The sequence below is a fragment of the Chryseobacterium sp. OV279 genome, from assembly GCF_900128945.1.
Classification (GTDB): domain Bacteria; phylum Bacteroidota; class Bacteroidia; order Flavobacteriales; family Weeksellaceae; genus Chryseobacterium.
This window is the reverse complement of sequence record NZ_FQUD01000001.1, coordinates 763,971-782,083: the sequence shown is the minus strand read 5'-3', so window position 1 is coordinate 782,083 and position 18,113 is coordinate 763,971. Positions and strand designations below refer to the sequence as shown.

Below are 18,113 nucleotides of genomic sequence, written 5' to 3'. Positions count from 1 at the left end.
CTTAAGCGTTGATTTGATGATTAAGGAATGCTCTGTCTATTTTCCCGTTGGGGTTTCTAGGCATCTCTTCAAGGAAATTGTACACTGTAGGAATCATGTATTTTGGCAGTACATTCAATATTTCCTTTCTGAAAACATTGGGTTCCACTTCTGTATCATTTTCATAAATCAGGACAATTTCTTTGTTCTGTCTGTCATAGACACAACATGCGTTCTTCACCAGTTTAAGGGTATTCACGACGATATGTTCTATCTCGCCCAGCTCAATTCTGTATCCCTGGTGTTTGATAAGGGTATCTTTACGCCCTTTGAATATAATTTCTCCTTTCTCATTCATTGAAACCACATCTCCTGTTCTGTATATGGTTTCGGGATAATGATTGTTAAGCGGATTGTTTACAAATGCAGCAGCCGTTTTTTCAGGGGCATTATAGTACCCTAAAGCCAGAGAAGATCCTCTTACACAAAGTTCTCCTTCTTCTCCCTGTTCTGCTTTTTTATTATCTTCCGTGATGATCAGAACGTCTGTATTTCTGTATGGAAATCCTATCGGAAGCGGCTCATCATCTCTGAATTCTCTGTCTATAATGTAATACGTACAGTCTAACGTAATTTCTATCGGTCCGTATAAATTAGCAAATTTAGTGTGTGGAAGAGATTTATACCAGTAGTTGAATTGTTTGGTCGGGAAAACTTCTCCTGCAAACCATACCAGCTTTAAAGAAGACAGGTCAATTGCTTTAAGAAGATCCATATTGGCAATATTCACCATGATGGTAGGAACCCAGAAGATAAAGCTTACTTTTTCTTTTTCCAGGACTTCCAGTATTTTTATAGGGAATGCGGCTAAATGCTCAGGCAGTACAACCAATGTACTTGAGTGTGCCATCAGCATACATAGCTCATAACTGTAAATATCAAAAATAACCGGTGATAGGGAACCGATAATTTCATCATCTGAGAATTTGAATATATCTTTTGAAATTTCTATAAAATCAATAAAGCTTCTGTGGTTCAGCGCTACACTTTTAGGAACACCTGTAGATCCCGATGTGTTGATGATGCACGACATATCTGTATCGATAGAGCCGCTCTCCAGTCTGCTGAACAGTTTTTCACCTTCTTTGCTGTAATCAAGAGACTGACCGAAATCTATTTCATCAATCAGTATGAGTTTGCTTTCCGGGTAAACACCTTCTATATTTTTCTTAAAGGCATTGGTGGTAACAATAAATTCAGGTTCTACCAGATTAAGGATTGCTGAAACCCTTTGTGAAGGGCTTTTAACGTCAAGATTAAGATAAGCATTACCTGAAAACATAATTCCTAAATCTGCAGTCACACAGTGAATGGATTTCGGAAGATAAACAGCAACGGGCTTATTTAAAATATCTTTTTTCTCCAGTAAAAGTTTCCCCAGAAGTACCGTTCTTTCATATAAATTGTGAAAGCTGATTCTATTTTCGTTTTCTACTACAGCCGTTTTATCAGGAAATATACTGCATGTATTGATAAAATATTCGATCAAATTCTTTTTCATAAGTAATATATTATTTACTAAATGTATACTTTTTGGCGTCCGGCTGTGTGTACACCACAATTCCTTTTTTGCCAAGTTCTATAGCCTTATGGACTACATACTCCGCATCAAACATGGTTATATGGAGGTTTGACAGTTTGTCTATTTTATATTTATTCTTATCAAAATATTTTTTCACAACACTCCAGTGCGAACTTTCGGTGAAAGCATAATAAAAGTCATCTTCTTTGGTCAGATAATCTTTCACAATGATTTCTCCGTTTTGTTTTTTTATGGTAATCTGCTCATGCTTTTTGAAGAACAGATCAAAATATTCATAATCTCTCCTTAAAATACTGTCTGCACAGTGCATAATAGTTCCTACATGATGTTTTCCCAATCCTAAAGAGAATACCTTTGCTTTTACTTCTGCAAGTTTATAATAGGGTGATTTTTCATCCCATGAAGATTCCGAATCAATATGCGATTCTGTAATATAAGCAGCAAGTTTCCCATATGCCGCTACAGAATGATAATCCAGACTTCTTTCTATTTTTTTATAATTTCTGAAAACTTCCGGCAATAATCCTGCCAATGTAGGGGTGGTTTTAATACTGAATGTTCCCCCTTTCTTTCTGATTAAAGGATAAGATGGCATTAAAAGAGTGCCTTCTTCCCCTATCATATTAAGAACAAGATCAATAAAAGATTCCGGTGTTCCTTCATAATTATAGAACTCATCCCATGAGCTGTGAATAAAAATAACATCACCTTTTTGCACACCCATAGATTTAAATTTTTCAATAAAATCCTGGGATGTCAGTTTTTTCCGATAAAACATCTTATCGGATTTTCTTTTGTATTTATTTCTAAGATGTGTTAAAGACCGTACTTTCAGTTTCGTTCTTAACAGATCATAAATTTTCTTTTTCATTGTAATTAAACTTTACCGCTTGCAAGCCTGTATGTCATAGCCATTTGTATCAGGTACGTAATACTTCTTCCTACCGATAATAATAGCAACGTATAAACCACATTGTCCTTAAAAAAAACATAGCTGATTCCCAGGGAACCGAGTGTAAAAATAAGGAATAATGTCTGCCATAAAAAGTCAAACTTCTGTTTTTCAGCGATCACAAACAGCCATCCTGTAGGCATTGTAATGAAACTTAACATATACATAATACAGAGCACCTGGGCGTATACTCCCGAATCTTTCCATTCGCTTCCGAAAAAGAAGCCAAACAGATCCGGAGCAAAAATGAACAGAATGATAAATGGGGGCAGCGAACAGGCCATTAATAAAAGAGTTGTCTTTTTATATATTCCTAAACACTCACCATTATTTCTGAAATCTTCCGATGCCTTTTGCTTGAATACATCTTTTACTGCATTTCCGATAAATGACAGGGGCACTCCCAGAAAGCGGTCTGTAAGTGCATAAAGTCCCACTATCTTAAATCCAAACTGAGAAGTAAGATAAAAAACCACAATCTGCACAGACAAGGTGTTGATCAGCTGTCCCGGAATATTAAATTTTGCAAAATTGATATATTTGAAAAATAATCGCTTAATAATTCTTATGTCTATTGCTTTGAAAAGATGTTTGTCTTTTTTCAACACCACATAAGTTCCGGCCGACACTGAAATAATCTGGCCAAAGATCTGTCCTTTTACAAGTCCCAGCGTCATCATATTTAATTTCGGCAACACTGTAGAAATCCCTGCTATGAAAGAGTTGTTGACAATTTTATTTTTGACGAGTGCCTGAAAATATTTTTTTCTCACAAACCACTCATTCAACAGATTAAATATTGAAAACAAAAGTCCTGCTATTGGAATATACAACAGAAAATTATCACGGTTTTCAAATTTAAATATTTTATAAATGAAATCATCAAAGAGATAAATAATTAATGACATCAACAGAAAGAAAAATACGCCTATCCCAAGGCAGAGTACCAATAGATTGGCCGCTAAAGAGTCTTTTTTCGGAAGGATGACAGCCATCTCATATTTCATCAGCATAAAAACCAACAGAAATGAGAGAACGGCAGAAAAATTGGAAAATACGCCAAAGTCTTCCGGAGTATATAGCCTGGTCAGTAAAAATGAAAAAAGTATAGGGATTACCTGTGCAAAGAAAGAACCTCCGATCATTACGACAAGGTTCTTTCTGAAATCACTGCTAAGTTTTTCTTTCAGCTGAGAAAAAAAATTACTTATTGGCATAAATTCTTTCAATAATATCCACTACTTTCAGACCTTCAAGGGCATTCGTAGTAATCGTATTTCTACCTTTCAGTACATCTACCACGTTTTCGATGATGTAATGGTGGTTGGCTGCAGATCCTTTGTAGGCTCCGTAGTCATTTCCCGGATTAGTAGGAGCCAGTACAGGCATTTCGTAATCTTTTACGTTACATACCTCTACTTTATCCATATACTGACCACCGATTTTCACGGCACCGTTTTCTGCAATGATCGTCATAGAACTTTCAAGGTTCTGATTCCATACTGAAGTGGAATAATTCAGTGATCCCATTCCGCCATTGACAAAGTCAAAGCTGATGAACCCTGAATCTTCAAAATCAGTAAGATCTTTATGATTGAAATCTGCAAATTTTGCCTGAATATTGGTAATATCCCCAAAAAGCCAGTACATAATATCGATAAAGTGAGAGAACTGGGTAAACAGTGTTCCGCCATCCAGATCTTTCTTTCCATGCCATGATTCAGGCTTGTAATATCTGTCGTCACGGTTCCAGTAACAGTTTAACTGTACCATGAATATTTTTCCAAGCTTTCCGCTTTCCACAATTTCTTTGATCCATGCTGAAGGCGGTGAATAACGGTTCTGCATTACGGCAAATACCTGCTTATGCTTGTGAAGCGCCTGAAAGATCAGTTGTTCCGCATCCTGCTTATTAAGGGTCATTGGTTTTTCTACCACCACATGTTTTCCGGCAGCTACCACCTGGTGAGCCTGCTCAAAGTGGAATCCGTTCGGGGAAGCAATATTGATGATATCTGCTTCAATACCTGAATTAAGAAATTCATCCAGTGATGCAAAAAAAGGAACATCATAAGAGTCTATTCCTAACAATGATTTATCTTTTACGTCAATCAGGGCTACCAGTTCACATTCCGGATTTCTTGAAATCATCTCGGCATGTCTTTTCCCGATATGCCCACAGCCTACTACTGCAAATTTTATTTTTTCAGACATCTGTATTTTTTTAAATTTTCGAAACTTTATTATTGTCTAATCTGTATTGTTCTCCGCTTTCTTCACATACGGCGATTCCATTACCGTCAAAATGAAGACGCTGTCCGAATTCGCTCATCCATCCCATATGTCTTGCCGGATTCCCTACTACCAGGGCATAATCCGGAACTTCTTTGGTCACCACAGCTCCTGCTCCAATGAAGGCATACTGGCCAATATTGTGTCCGCAGACAATTGTTGCATTAGCTCCTATAGATGCTCCTTTTCCTACGTGTGTTTTCAGGTATTCATTTTTTCTGTTGACAGCGCTTCTTGGATTGATCACATTGGTGAAAACCATAGAAGGTCCAAGAAAAACATCATCGTCGCAAGTAACTCCTTCGTAAATGGATACATTATTCTGAACTTTTACGTTCATTCCCAAAACTACTTTAGGGGAAATCACTACGTTCTGTCCTATATTGCATTTCTCTCCTAAAACACAGCCTGGCATAAGGTGTGAAAAGTGCCAAATTTTACTTCCGGCTCCTATCTGACATCCTTCATCAATAACAGCTGTTTCGTGTGCAAAAAAATCCGACATATTTATTTTTTTATGAATTAAAATAATTTTTAATCTCTGCGATGATATAATCCAAGACTTCCTGATCAAATTCTGTATGAACCGGAAGTGAAATCACCTCAGAGCATAACTTTTCTGTTACCGGAAGGCTGAATCCCTCAGCTACATATTGTTGAAAAGCTTCCTGTCTGTAAAGCGGTAACGGATAATATACCATACTTGGAATATTTTTTTCTGCAAGATATTTCTGCAGCCCGTCTCTTTTTCCGTTTTTTACTTTAAGGGTATACTGATGAAAAACGTGGGTTGAATTGTCAGCTCTTTTAGGAACAGAAATTTCAGAAATACCGGCTAAATGCTCATCGTAATAATCCGCCATTTTATTTCTGGCTGCAGAATATTCGTCCAGATGGGTAAGTTTTACTTTTAAGACTGCTGCCTGAATAGTATCCAGTCTGGAATTACATCCTAAAACTTTATGATGGTATTTCTTTTCCTGCCCGTGGTTGGCAATCATTCTTATTTTTAAAGCGATTTCGTCATCATTCGTCATCAGGGCACCTCCGTCTCCGTAGCAACCCAGATTTTTTGATGGAAAGAATGACGTACATCCGATGTGTCCTATCGTTCCTGTTTTTTTAACAGTTCCATCAGAAAAAGTATAGTCAGAACCAATAGCCTGAGCATTATCCTCGATCACAAAGAGATTGTGTTTCTCTGCAAATTCAAGAATTTTCTCCATATCTGCACTCTGTCCATATAAATGAACCGGAACAATGGCTTTGGTATTGGGGGTAATGTATTTTTCAAGGCCTTCGAGCTGAATATCAAAGGTATCTTCATTGACATCTACCATGATCGGTATCAATCCAAGAAGTCCCATTACTTCAGCAGTAGCTACATAAGTAAATGCAGGACAGATGATCTCGTCTCCAGGTTTCAGGCCAAGAGCCATCATCGCAATCTGTAAGGCATCTGTTCCGTTAGCACATGGAATAACGTGTTTTGCGTTCAGGTATTTTTCGAAATCCTGCTGAAATTCTTTCACTGCAGGACCATTGATAAATGCCGTATTATTGATACAATCCTGAATACCGGCGTCTACCTCAGTTTTTATTTTTTCATATTGACCTTTAAGGTCAACCATCTGGATTTTCATATGTAATAGGTGTTGAATTCCGTTAATGATAACGGAGTTTAATTTTCTATCAGTTCGCTAATTTTATTTCCTATAGAAAGGCATGATGTAGCAGCAGGCGATGGAGCATTTCTTACGTGAATAATATTTCCGTTTTTCACGATATCAAAATCATCAATCAATCCACCGTTTCTGTCACATGCCTGAGCTCTTACTCCTGAACCTCCTGGAACAAGATCACTTTCCTGTATTTCCGGCAGTAATTTCTGCAGTGCCTTTGTAAATGCAGATTTGGAAAGAGAACGGTGCATTTCTCCCATTCCGGTTTTGCCGTATTTGGCGACAATTTTTCTGAAACCAGGCCACATCAAAGTCTGCATGGTCTCTTCAAAATTAAAGTCAAAAAAGCTGTATCCTTCTTTTTTAAAGGCTAAAACAGCATTAGGGCCGGCTTCAATATTACCGTCAATCATTCTGGTAAAGTGAACTCCCAAAAATGGGAAACTGGGGTCCGGAACCGGGTAAATAAGATGTTTTACCAGGTGTTTTTTCTCATCCTTAATTTTATAATATTCTCCTCTGAAAGGAATAATGACCACATCGTTCTCTTTATTGGTCATTTTGGTCAGTTTATCTGAGTACAGGCCAGCACATGAAACCAGTTTTTTACCTTTAAATTCAGAAGTATTGGTTTTGACAATAATCTCTGAACCTGTGTTGGTAATTGCTTTAACTTCAGTGTTGAATTTCACTTCACCACCAAGTTCTTCAAAAAGCTCCTTGATTTTCTTAGCAATTCCAGGATAATCTATAATTCCGGTCTGAGGAACTTTAATGGCTCTGATTCCTTCACAATGTGGTTCTATTTCTCTGAACTCATCTCTTGAAAGGTACTGAAGATCCTGAAGACCGTTTTCAACCCCTCTTTTATAGATGTTGTCCAGCAGGGGAAGTTCTTCCTGTGATGAAGCCACAATGATTTTACCGCAAAGGTCATATTTGATTCCATACTTTTCAGCAAAATTGATGACGGTATTATAACCTTCGATGCAGTTTTTTGCCTTAAGACTTCCCGGCTTGTAATATATTCCACTATGAATCACTCCGCTGTTGTGACCGGACTGGTGCAGCGCAACATCTTTTTCTTTTTCTAAAACAAGAATCTTAGAACTCGGATTCTTAAGTTTAGCCTGATACGCTGTGGCAAGTCCTACAAGGCCTGCCCCAACGATGATGATGTCATAGTTCATATCTGATTATAATCTTGCGTCTACCAAATTTCTGTCTAAACATGCTTTGGTATCAAAAACCACTGCATTTTCTTTCTTCAAAGTATTAAGATCCATTTCAAGGAATTCGTTGTGAGAAACGGCAATGACGAGTGAGTCATATTTTTTGCCTTCCTGAAGAGCATCCAGAATATCAATTCCGTATTCATGTTTTACTTCTTCTTTACTTGCCCAAGGATCATAAATATCTACGTTTACACCGTAATCTTTAAGTTCTTTATAGATATCTACCACCTTTGTATTTCTTACATCGGGACAGTTTTCTTTAAAGGTAACGCCTAAAATAAGTGCATTTGAATCTTTAATTACTCCTCCTTTGGCAATAAGAAGTTTTACCACTTTTGAAGCTACAAATTTTGCAATAGAGTCATTCACACGTCTTCCTGATAAAATAACATCAGGATGATATCCTAGCTGTTCTGCCTTATGTGCCAGATAGTATGGATCTACTGAAATACAGTGTCCACCTACTAATCCTGGTTTATATTTAAGGAAGTTATATTTTGTTCCTGCAGCTTCCAGCACGTCATTGGTATCAATCCCGATTCGGTCGAAAATTAAAGCTAATTCGTTTACAAAAGAGATGTTCACGTCACGTTGTGCATTTTCAATTGCTTTAGAAGCTTCTGCCACTTTAAGGCTGGATGCTTTATGCGTTCCTGCAGTAATAATTTTTTTATATAGTTGATCTACTTCTTCAGCAATTTCTTCGGTAGATCCTGAAGTTACTTTCTTCACGCTGGTCAACGTGTTTACTTTATCCCCCGGATTAATCCTTTCCGGAGAATAGCCTACAAAGAAGTCTTCATTGAACTTAAGTCCGGAATGTTTTTCCAGAACCGGTACACATTCTTCTTCTGTACAGCCAGGGAAAACTGTAGATTCATAAATAACAATGTCATCTTTCTTAATGATTTCTCCAAGCATTTTAGATGCAGAGATAAGAGGGTTTAAATCCGGAGCATTGTATCTGTCAATAGGTGTAGGAACTGTTACAATAAAAATATTGGCATCCGCAATTTCAGACAATATGCTCGTTGCTTTATATCCTAAACTCCCATTTGATTCTTTGAATTTTTTCAGCCCATCATTAAGCTTATCAAGATCTGCCTCCAGTGTGATATCTTCACCGTCATTAAGCTGATCTACACGCTGTGTATTGATATCAAATCCTAATACGGGATAGTGCCCGGCGAATTCAAGAGATAATGGAAGGCCTACATAACCTTGACCAATAACAGCTATTTTGTATGTTTTCATCATTAGCTAAGTTTATTTTTAATTTTTTCAAACCAAGTCTGTTCTTTGTGATTATTGTATCCATAACCATATTTGTTGTTGTATCCTAAGTTTTCACTGCTTACATCATTAAGGACAAATCCAACGTTTTTGATCTTATTGGTATCAATATTATTATTGGCAAATTCAAGAAGAGCTTTCTCCGTATACTTAGATCTTGATACATATATGGTAACGTCTGCAAGCTCTGCAATCAGGAAGGTATCTGTTACCAGAAGTAATGGAGCCGTATCTAAAATAACATAATCATATCTTCCTCTAAGTTCCTCAAGAAGGATTTCATAACGCCCGTTAGACATTAGTTCTGTAGGATTAGGAGGAATCATCCCGGAATAGATAACATCCAGGTGAGGATTGAAAGATGAAACGTGAATAATATCTTCAATTTTTGTTTCATCAGAATAAAGATATTCTGTAAGACCTATCAATCCTTTTCTTGCAGGATTGTATCTTTGAAGTTGAGGGTTTCTAATATCTGATCCAATAATAATGGCTTTTTTCTTAGGATTAGCAAGCGTTAAAGCTAAATTAACCGAAGCAAAAGTTTTCCCTTCACCTTTTACCGTAGATGTTACAAATACAATATTTCCTTTGTTTTTATTTTTAGGAAGCATAAAATTCATATTGGTAATAAGAATTCTAAAGGCTTCAGCCATTGGCGTGATATCATTCATCTGAACAATATCAGAATCTCCTTTTTCAAGGCTAGGCAGTTCTGCTATGACAGGAGCATGTACTAATTTCTCAAGATCATGCTTGGTAACCACTTTATTGTTAAATAACTGTGAAAGATAAATAATAACGAAAGGGACCAACAGACCCAGCATCAATGAAATAATAAGAATAACATTTCTTTTAGGAGAAACCGGGAATGGTGCCGCATAAGCCGCATCCACTACCTTTGCTTTTGGAGCATTGATAGACTGGGCAATAGCTGTTTCCTCTCTCTTCTGAAGAAGAAGAAGGTATAGATTTTCTTTAATCTGCTGCTGTCTTTCAATTCCTCTGAACATTTTTTCAATAGATGGAAGTTTGGAAATCTTTCCGGAAACTTTGTTCTGCTCTCCTAAATATTCATTTCTTGCCAATTCGAGACCTACTCTGTTTCTCTGTAAGCTTTGCGTGATTGAAGTACGCATAGAGTTAATCTGTTTGGTAACGTCTACCACAGTCGGGTTTTCCACAGTAGCAGACTCTAAAAGTCTGTTTCTCTGAAGGATTAACTGGTTATAGGTGGAAATTCCTGAGATAGCATCAGGATTACTTAGTCCTACATTAGAAGGAAGTACCTGGTACTGACCTTGCTTTGAAACAAAACTGATCAATGCATCAGTAAGTTCCAGCTGAGCATCTAAATCAAGTTGTTTTGCTCTTGCAGATGCAGAACTTTCCAAATTTATTTTCGCTTCGGTTTCAAGATCTGTAAGATTATTTTTTGACTTAAAATTTTCTTTCTGGTCTTCAACCTGTCCAAGTTCTACCGTAAGTTTTTTAATTCTATCCTCGATGAAGTCCAAAGTTTTTTTCGATTCAGAATTTTTATCAGAAATAGCATCAACGTTGTATGCTACAATCAAATTATTAAGAATATCCTGTGCCTTTGATACCTCAGGATATCTTAGTCCCAGTTTAAGAACTGTTGCATCTTTGTTGACCAATGCTACATTAAGTGGCCCCTGCAGGCTGTTCACTTTCGCATCAAGCGGTGCAATATTCAGTTCCAGATTTTCGGTATTCAGGCCTTTTATCGGATTATACTTATTATTTTTAATAATGATTATATTGGCAAAAGGAAGGCTAATTGTTTTCCCATAGGTAGTTACAATTTCCTTTTTTAATTTATCTGAACTTATAGTAAGTTTAGTCCCTTCAATTTTCAGGTTCAGTGGACCTCTTAAAGCACTCTTAGGCTTCTCATTAATGATTCGAACTTCTACCGGAGATGTTTCTTTATACAATTCAACGCTTGAAAAGCGGCCTTTTGCAACAATATTGGTCTGAAGATTCTGGTTAATGACGACTTCTCTCATTAACTTTTTTGATTTTAAAATCTCGATCTCATTGGCAACACTGTTGGTTTTAAGCCCTCCAAAACCGGAAAAATCCGGAAGAGCTCCCATTTCACTGCTGAATCCAGCAGAAGAACCTTTAGAATCTTTGATAAGAACGGTAGTCTGTACATCATATATAGGTACCATAAATTTCAATGAAATATAGCCTATCATAAGAGCTATAAAAGCACTAGCAACAAACCAAGGCCATTTTTTCAGATATGGTTTTAGTACTTCATTGAGATTAACACTTGTATTATTTGCTTCTGAAAGTTGCGAAGATTGCTGGTTATCCATCAATTTTTTTTATTTCTTATTAAATAAACTTACAACAACAGCAATGGCTGTAACACCGATAGAAACAGCTGTCAAGATAAGTCCTGTATTTGGATTTTGTTTTGCTAAAACGTCTTTTGTATTATTGGAAGATACAATAATGGCATCCCCTTGCTTAAGGTTGAAATAAGGTGAGTTAAATTGATTGGCATCCTGAAGATTGATACGTCCATGGGTAATTACCCCATTCTCACTTCTGATCACCAAAACGTCTTCTCTTTTTCCGTACGCAGTAAGATCACCAGCCATACCCAATACATTCAGAATGGTAGCCTGTCCGTTTGCTATAGTATAGTCTCCTTGTCTGTTGACCTCTCCCAATACCGTTACTTTAAAATTAGCAAGCCTTAGATTTACAGTAGGATTAATGACATATTTCGTCATCTTATTCCTAAGTTCATCCTTGAACTCTACCAGTGTTTTTCCTTTTGTATTCAGCTTACCTAATATCGGGAAATCTATATCTCCATCAGTATCTACTATATAGGTAGGCCCTGTAATGGTTATTAACCCCTGATTTGGTGTATTCCCTCCTGCAGTTGCATTTGTCTGAACAAGTTCTGATGAAGAATAATTTTGGTTAAATACTCTTACCACATCCATATCTTTTGCTGTGATAAGAATAACAAGCTGATCTCCTGCCTGTATTGTATTAATGGAATTTCTAGCAGATGCTTCGATAGCTACTTTTTCGATATTCTGCATATAATTTAAATCATTATGAGCATTCGGATTGGTTCTACAAGAAACCAACAAAAACACCGATAATATAGCTAATACTTTACCTTTCATTATATTTTAAATTGTACAAATATACATTTATATTTTTCTATTTATCTAATACTTCATAGACTGAATTATTGCTCTTAAATTCAGGAACAATTGTTTTCAAAATCTTTACCACCTCCACTTTATCCTTTAATACCGACGCATCTGTGATCAAATTAATCAGGCTTTCTATTTCCGAAAAAAACATCGCCGGATCTTTAGAAATCATGATCTTTTCATTATGGGTAGGAAGTGTTTTGGCGTTATCGCTTAACAGCTCTTCATACAGCTTTTCGCCAGGTCTTAAACCTGTGTAGATGATTTTTATATCTATATTGGGTTCAAAACCTGATAATTTAATCATTCTGCGTGCAAGATCCAGGATCTTTACAGGTTCTCCCATATCGAAGACAAAGATCTCTCCTCCCTGCCCCATTGTTCCTGCGTGAAGAACAAGCTCACAGGCTTCAGGAATAGTCATAAAATATCTTACAATATCCGGATGGGTAATCGTCACCGGTCCTCCGGCCTCAATCTGTTTTTTGAAGTGAGGAATAACTGATCCGTTTGATCCCAAAACATTACCAAATCTTGTGGTAATAAACTTGGTGGTATTTCCTTCAACATCCTGTAAAGACTGAACGAATAATTCAGCAGCTCTTTTAGAAGCTCCCATTACATTGGTAGGATTTACGGCCTTATCTGTAGATATCATTACAAACCTGTTTACTTTATAACGGCTTGATAAAACAGAAATATTCTTAGATCCTAAAACATTGACACGAATGGCCTCATTAGGATTTTCTTCAACCAAAGGAACATGCTTATAGGCAGCAGCATGATAAACCATTGCAAAATTGTAGGTCTGAAACAGCGACTCTACTCTGTGTATACTGGAAACATCTGCCAAAACAAATTTAAATCTGATATGAGGAAATTTATCCTTCATTTCTAGCTCAATATCATATAAAGGGGTCTCTGCCTGATCTAAAACAACAATCAGTGCAGGATTAAACTGTGCGACCTGTCTAACAATTTCACTACCGATAGAACCGGCACCACCTGTTACCAGTATATTTTTATTGAAGTGTCGGCTTTTAACCTCTTCACTTTCTATTTTTATTGGCTTTCTATTCAGAAGATCTTCGATCTGTAAATTTCTGATCGCCACTCCCAAATCACTGTCTCTCAATTTTTGTACAGATGGAGCTTTGAATATATTTAAGTCTTTTTCTAAAAATAAATTCACCCAGGAGTTCATTTCATCTTTAGACATCATTTCTTTCACAATAATGACTCCGTCTATGATAAGATCCTCCTTTGTAGCTTCTTCTATCCTACTTTTTTCGTAGATAGGTTTTCCTAATAAAGATGCTCTTTTAGAATCTGTTCGCTGGGTAAGAAAACCAACTACCTGATAAGGTAAGCTTGGGTTATCCAAAATAGCCCGGGCTATAGCAATAGACTGTTCATCTATCCCCAATACCAAAATTCTCTTTTTCAGAGAACTTCTTCTGTACTCTCTGACCACGTGAAAAAATTCTTTCACATATAATCTGAAGAGAAACAATCCCATAAAAGAAATAATAAAATACAGCACCAGGAATGGCGTAAGTATAAATTTACCTCCCGTTATCCAAAAATAAGAAAGGTTCACTATTCCTACTATGGTCATTGTACAAAAACATGAAATAAGCAGTTTGAAAAGATCAATAAACGTAGAGTGTCTAATGATCCCTGCATAAGTTTTGAAAAAATACATAAATAGAGTATTTATCAAAATGATAAAAGCAAATACAATGCTTTTTTGTTCATGATAAATAAACTCTTTCTGAGTAATCTTTTCAATCGTATACGTTGAAATAAATAGCGACATCACCAGAATAATAATATCTATTACAAGTATTATCCATCTGGGAAGATATCTTACGTCTGAGAGATTGACAACATTATCCCCTCCAAATATTTTTTTCCTAAGAGAGCTGTACATTGTCTGTATTTGTGTTCATATTTTTATAATAAGGTATAAGATCTGATTATCCAAATTAAAGATAATCCTGATACAATCATGCAAAAATAAAATAAAATTCGATCTGTCTATTTAAAATTCAAAATAATTTGACTTATTCTTTTTCTGCATGCCTATTCATTCGCGAAACTAGCAATTCTATTCTACTAGACAAAAACCATTGACAAAAATCATACCATAAAGAAAATCTTAAAAAATTAAAATCAGCAACTAATCTGGCCCCTTTAGTCGTTTTTGATAAAAAAAAACGAAAAAAAAGCTTCAATTAATGATTTATACATGAAACGTTAATGAATAATTAATTCCCTAGAGATTGAAATTAAAAAATTCTAGTCTAAAGTTTCAGCTATTTTCTCATATTCAAAACCCCTGCTCATTAAATATTTGATCGTTTTAGATTTTTTCTGATATTCCTGTAAACCTTTTTGTTTTGAGGAGTAATCTTCAAATATCTTTCTGATTATTTTTTCGTAATCATCCTCGTGTATTTCATCAAAACAGCTGTTGATAAGCTTTTCAGAGATCTGTTTCTGCTTCAGATGCATTTTAATCTTATTCCTGCCCCAGTGCTTGATGTAAAATTTACCCCTGATATAACTTCGTGTAAATCTTTCCTCATTCAGGTAGTTTTCTTTCAAAAGGTACAGGATGATCTCATCTTTGGCTTCCTCAATTAACAGGAATTCCCGCATTTTCTGTTCAACTTCTGCATGACAACGGTCCTGATAAACGCAATAGTTCACCAGTTTCAGTTTTATTTCATCAAAAGTGAAAGATTTTTTCTCCATAATAGATATGAAAAAGAATGGACAAGCTGCCCATTCTTTATTATAATGTTACATTAAATTAATAGTTGAACAGCGCTCTGCCTTCCATCAGTTCATTTACTTTCTTTCTTACAGAACCGATTACCTCTTCGTTCTTGATATTGTCCACAACGTCAGAAATAAGTCCTGCAATGGTATCCATATCATTTTCTTTAAGGCCTCTTGTTGTGATCGCTGCAGTTCCCAGTCTGATACCGGAAGTAGTGAACGGCGATTTATCATCAAAAGGAACCATGTTTTTGTTACATGTAATATCTGCAAGCACCAATGCTTTTTCTGTTTCTTTTCCGTTGACGTTCTTATTTCTAAGATCTACCAGCATTAAGTGATTGTCTGTCCCTCCGCTTACAATATCGAAACCTCTGTCGATCATCGCTTTTGATAATGCCTGTGCATTGGCTTTAACCTGCTTAGCATATGTTTCGAATTGACCGTCGATAGCTTCAGCGAAAGCAACTGCTTTACCGGCAATAACGTGCTCTAGCGGACCACCTTGAATTCCAGGGAATACAGCTCCGTCCAATACCTGGCTCATCATCTTCGTTTCTCCTTTTGGTGTCTTGTGACCGTAAGTATTTTCGAAGTCTTTGCCCATCATGATCATTCCTCCTCTTGGACCTCTTAAAGTCTTGTGAGTCGTAGTTGTCACTACATGACAGTGCTCAAATGGAGAGTTTAACAATCCTTTAGCCACTAAACCAGCCGGGTGAGCAATATCTGCCCAAAGTGTTGCTCCGATCTCGTCTGCAACCTCTCTGAATTTAGCATAATCCAAATCTCTTGAATAGGCAGAGAACCCAGCAATCAGCATTTTTGGTCTTTCTCTCAAAGCCACTTCTCTCATCTGATCGTAATCGATAAGTCCGGTTTCTTTCTGAACCCCGTAAGAAACTACCTGATACTGAATTCCGGAGAAATTCACTCCTGAACCGTGAGTAAGGTGTCCTCCCATTGAAAGGTCCATTCCCATGATCTTATCTCCTGCTTTCAAAACTGCAAGATAAACGGCAGCATTAGCCTGAGATCCGGAATGCGGCTGTACGTTCACGTAGTCTACACCGAAAAGTTCCTTTGCTCTGTTGATGGCTAATGTTTCAACCTCATCTACTACTTCACAACCTCCGTAATATCTTTTTCCGGGATATCCTTCAGCATATTTGTTGGTCAGTACACTTCCCATTGCTTTCATCACGTTCTCAGAAACAAAGTTTTCTGACGCAATAAGCTCTAATCCATGGGCTTGTCTTTGTCTTTCTTTTTCAATCAGGTCGAAAATAATGTCCATTTTACTTTTAGTTTTTGAAATTTTTCACCCCAAATGTACGGAATTTACTTTAAGATTTCTGTATGAGAAAGCATGATTTTAGACCAAAATTTTGGGTTTTAAGTTTGAATCTGCTATTATTCGTAATTCCTTTTACTTCAGCCGGTATCTCTTTTTCAGGTATAAACTCGCCTTAACCAATACAATCAAAACGGGAACTTCTACCAAAGGACCAATCACTCCTACAAATGCCTGAGATGAATGAATTCCAAAAACGGCAATACTTACCGCGATAGCCAATTCAAAATTATTTCCTGTGGCTGTAAAAGCAATGGCTGCGTTTTTATCGTAAGGAACTTTGATCAGTATGTTGACTGAAAAGCTAATGAAAAACATCAGAACAAAATAAATGATCAGTGGAATGGCAACTTTCACCACATCCATAGGAAGTTCCAGTATTTTATCTCCTTTCAGGCTAAACATTAAGACAATCGTGAATAACAAAGCATATAAAGTGACAGGTGATATCATGGGAATAAATTTCCGGCTGTACCATTCTTTTCCTTTCCATTTTGTGAGAAAGTAGCGGCTTAAAAAACCTGCTAAAAAGGGAATTCCCAGATAAATTAAAACACTTTCCGTAACATCTCCAATGGGTACTGAAATATTAAAATTCCCGAGTCCTAATTTCTGTGGAAGCACATTGATAAACAGCCATACCAAAAAACTGTAGGATACGATCTGAAAAATACTGTTTAACGCAATCAGCAAAGCCGCATATTCCCGGTTTCCCTGCGCCAGGTCATTCCAGACGATGACCATAGCAATACATCTTGCCAGACCAATAAGGATCAGTCCTATCATAAAATCCGGCTCATTTTTAAGGAAAATAACAGCCAACGCAAACATGAGCACAGGTCCTACGACCCAATTCAACACTAACGAAACGGTGATTACCTTTTTGTCTCTGAACACTTTCGGCAGTAAGGCATAGTCCACTTTCGCCAATGGCGGATACATCATCAAGATCAGTCCGGCCGCTAAAGGTATATTCGTTGTACCTGAAGAAAGTGAATGGGTGAGTACAGAAATACCTGGAAAAAAATATCCCAAGCCAACACCGGCCAACATGGCCAGGAAGATCCAAAGGGTCAGATATCTGTCGAGAAGCTTTAATTGGGCCTTCATCCTTGTTGATTTATTTTTGAAAAAACATAAAACATTTCAGCCCCGATCTGCCTACTTCTTTCCTTGTACGTCTCGGTTTGTGTGGGTAGTCCATCTGAAATTTTCGGATCTTCAAATGTAATGGGAATCCGTTTTTCTGCTCCTGCAATAAAAGGACAGCCTCCATCTGCCTGAGAGCAGGTCATCACTGCTGCAAAACCGCTGTCCGGATTAAAAATATCATCATACTTTTTAGAAAATCCAATGAGTGGCAAAGCATTTTCAGCATATTTTACGGCATACACGGGATTTTCACCTTCCCTTAATTTCCAGATATGAAAACCGGCTTCCATTAATGTTTCAGCAATCTTAGGAAATAAAGCTGTGGTTTCCGTTCCTCCGGAATAGCAGTGCACGTCATGAATTTTAAAATAAGCAGAGGCAGCCTGTGCCCAGATCTGTGCAAGATGGCTTCGACGGGAATTGTGGGTACAGATAAAATGAATATCTATTGCTTCCCGGTTTCTTTTTTTACTTTCTATAAAATCAATTAAGGGCTGCAATACCACCTTTCTTTCTTCACTTATCTTCTGAGCAAGAATTTCTTCTATATGTTTTAGTAATTTAGGATACAT

15 protein-coding genes are annotated in these 18,113 nt (G+C 36.8%); all 15 read right to left on the bottom strand.

What is annotated here, in order from left to right; genetic code table 11:
* Window position 1 precedes the first annotated feature (1 nt).
* The 15 genes from BUA72_RS03500 to BUA72_RS03430 all read right to left on the bottom strand — a co-directional run bounded on the left by BUA72_RS03500 (window position 2) and on the right by BUA72_RS03430 (window position 18,113).
* Window positions 2-1,540, bottom strand: coding sequence for an AMP-binding protein (locus BUA72_RS03500; RefSeq protein ID WP_072921813.1), 1,539 nt, complete (start codon window positions 1,538-1,540; stop codon window positions 2-4).
* 10 nt (window positions 1,541-1,550) lie between these two features.
* The gene (locus tag BUA72_RS03495; RefSeq protein WP_072921812.1) at window positions 1,551-2,453 is read right to left on the bottom strand and encodes an AAC(3) family N-acetyltransferase; all 903 of its coding nucleotides are present in this window, start codon (window positions 2,451-2,453) and stop codon (window positions 1,551-1,553) included.
* Window positions 2,454-2,458: 5 nt separating this feature from the next.
* The gene (locus tag BUA72_RS03490; RefSeq protein ID WP_072921811.1) at window positions 2,459-3,751 is read right to left on the bottom strand and encodes a lipopolysaccharide biosynthesis protein; all 1,293 of its coding nucleotides are present in this window, start codon (window positions 3,749-3,751) and stop codon (window positions 2,459-2,461) included.
* Entirely contained in the window at window positions 3,738-4,748 is a 1,011-nt protein-coding gene (locus BUA72_RS03485) for a Gfo/Idh/MocA family protein (RefSeq protein ID WP_047449852.1), read from the bottom strand. The genes BUA72_RS03490 and BUA72_RS03485 overlap by 14 nt, the downstream gene beginning before the upstream one ends.
* Window positions 4,749-4,758: 10 nt before the next feature.
* Entirely contained in the window at window positions 4,759-5,331 is a 573-nt protein-coding gene (locus tag BUA72_RS03480; RefSeq protein WP_072921810.1) for an acyltransferase, read from the bottom strand.
* 10 nt (window positions 5,332-5,341) lie between these two features.
* Window positions 5,342-6,469, bottom strand: a complete 1,128-nt coding sequence (locus BUA72_RS03475; RefSeq protein ID WP_072921809.1) for a DegT/DnrJ/EryC1/StrS family aminotransferase — start codon at window positions 6,467-6,469, stop codon at window positions 5,342-5,344.
* 38 nt (window positions 6,470-6,507) lie between these two features.
* Window positions 6,508-7,698 carry an L-2-hydroxyglutarate oxidase gene (gene lhgO, locus BUA72_RS03470; RefSeq protein ID WP_072921808.1) on the bottom strand — a complete coding sequence of 397 codons (1,191 nt, stop codon included), beginning with the start codon at window positions 7,696-7,698 and terminating at the stop codon, window positions 6,508-6,510.
* A 6-nt stretch (window positions 7,699-7,704) separates the two neighbouring features.
* Window positions 7,705-9,000 carry a nucleotide sugar dehydrogenase gene (locus BUA72_RS03465; RefSeq protein ID WP_047449862.1) on the bottom strand — a complete coding sequence of 432 codons (1,296 nt, stop codon included), beginning with the start codon at window positions 8,998-9,000 and terminating at the stop codon, window positions 7,705-7,707.
* Window positions 9,000-11,384, bottom strand: coding sequence for a GumC family protein (locus BUA72_RS03460; RefSeq protein ID WP_072921807.1), 2,385 nt, complete (start codon window positions 11,382-11,384; stop codon window positions 9,000-9,002). The genes BUA72_RS03465 and BUA72_RS03460 overlap by 1 nt, the downstream gene beginning before the upstream one ends.
* A gap of 9 nt (window positions 11,385-11,393) precedes the next feature.
* Window positions 11,394-12,215: a polysaccharide biosynthesis/export family protein gene (locus BUA72_RS03455; RefSeq protein WP_047449868.1), complete on the bottom strand. Its 822-nt coding sequence runs from the start codon at window positions 12,213-12,215 to the stop codon at window positions 11,394-11,396.
* Between the two features lie 37 nt (window positions 12,216-12,252).
* Window positions 12,253-14,181 carry a polysaccharide biosynthesis protein gene (locus tag BUA72_RS03450; protein ID WP_072921806.1) on the bottom strand — a complete coding sequence of 643 codons (1,929 nt, stop codon included), beginning with the start codon at window positions 14,179-14,181 and terminating at the stop codon, window positions 12,253-12,255.
* Window positions 14,182-14,549: 368 nt separating this feature from the next.
* Window positions 14,550-15,008, bottom strand: coding sequence for a regulatory protein RecX (locus tag BUA72_RS03445; RefSeq protein ID WP_072921805.1), 459 nt, complete (start codon window positions 15,006-15,008; stop codon window positions 14,550-14,552).
* Between the two features lie 58 nt (window positions 15,009-15,066).
* Window positions 15,067-16,332 (bottom strand): serine hydroxymethyltransferase, encoded by a 1,266-nt coding sequence (glyA, locus tag BUA72_RS03440; protein WP_047449877.1) that lies wholly within the window; start codon window positions 16,330-16,332, stop codon window positions 15,067-15,069.
* 132 nt (window positions 16,333-16,464) lie between these two features.
* The gene (gene arsB / locus BUA72_RS03435; RefSeq protein ID WP_072921804.1) at window positions 16,465-17,499 is read right to left on the bottom strand and encodes an ACR3 family arsenite efflux transporter; all 1,035 of its coding nucleotides are present in this window, start codon (window positions 17,497-17,499) and stop codon (window positions 16,465-16,467) included.
* Entirely contained in the window at window positions 17,496-18,113 is a 618-nt protein-coding gene (locus BUA72_RS03430) for an arsenate-mycothiol transferase ArsC (protein WP_072921803.1), read from the bottom strand. Before BUA72_RS03430 ends, arsB begins: the two co-directional genes overlap by 4 nt.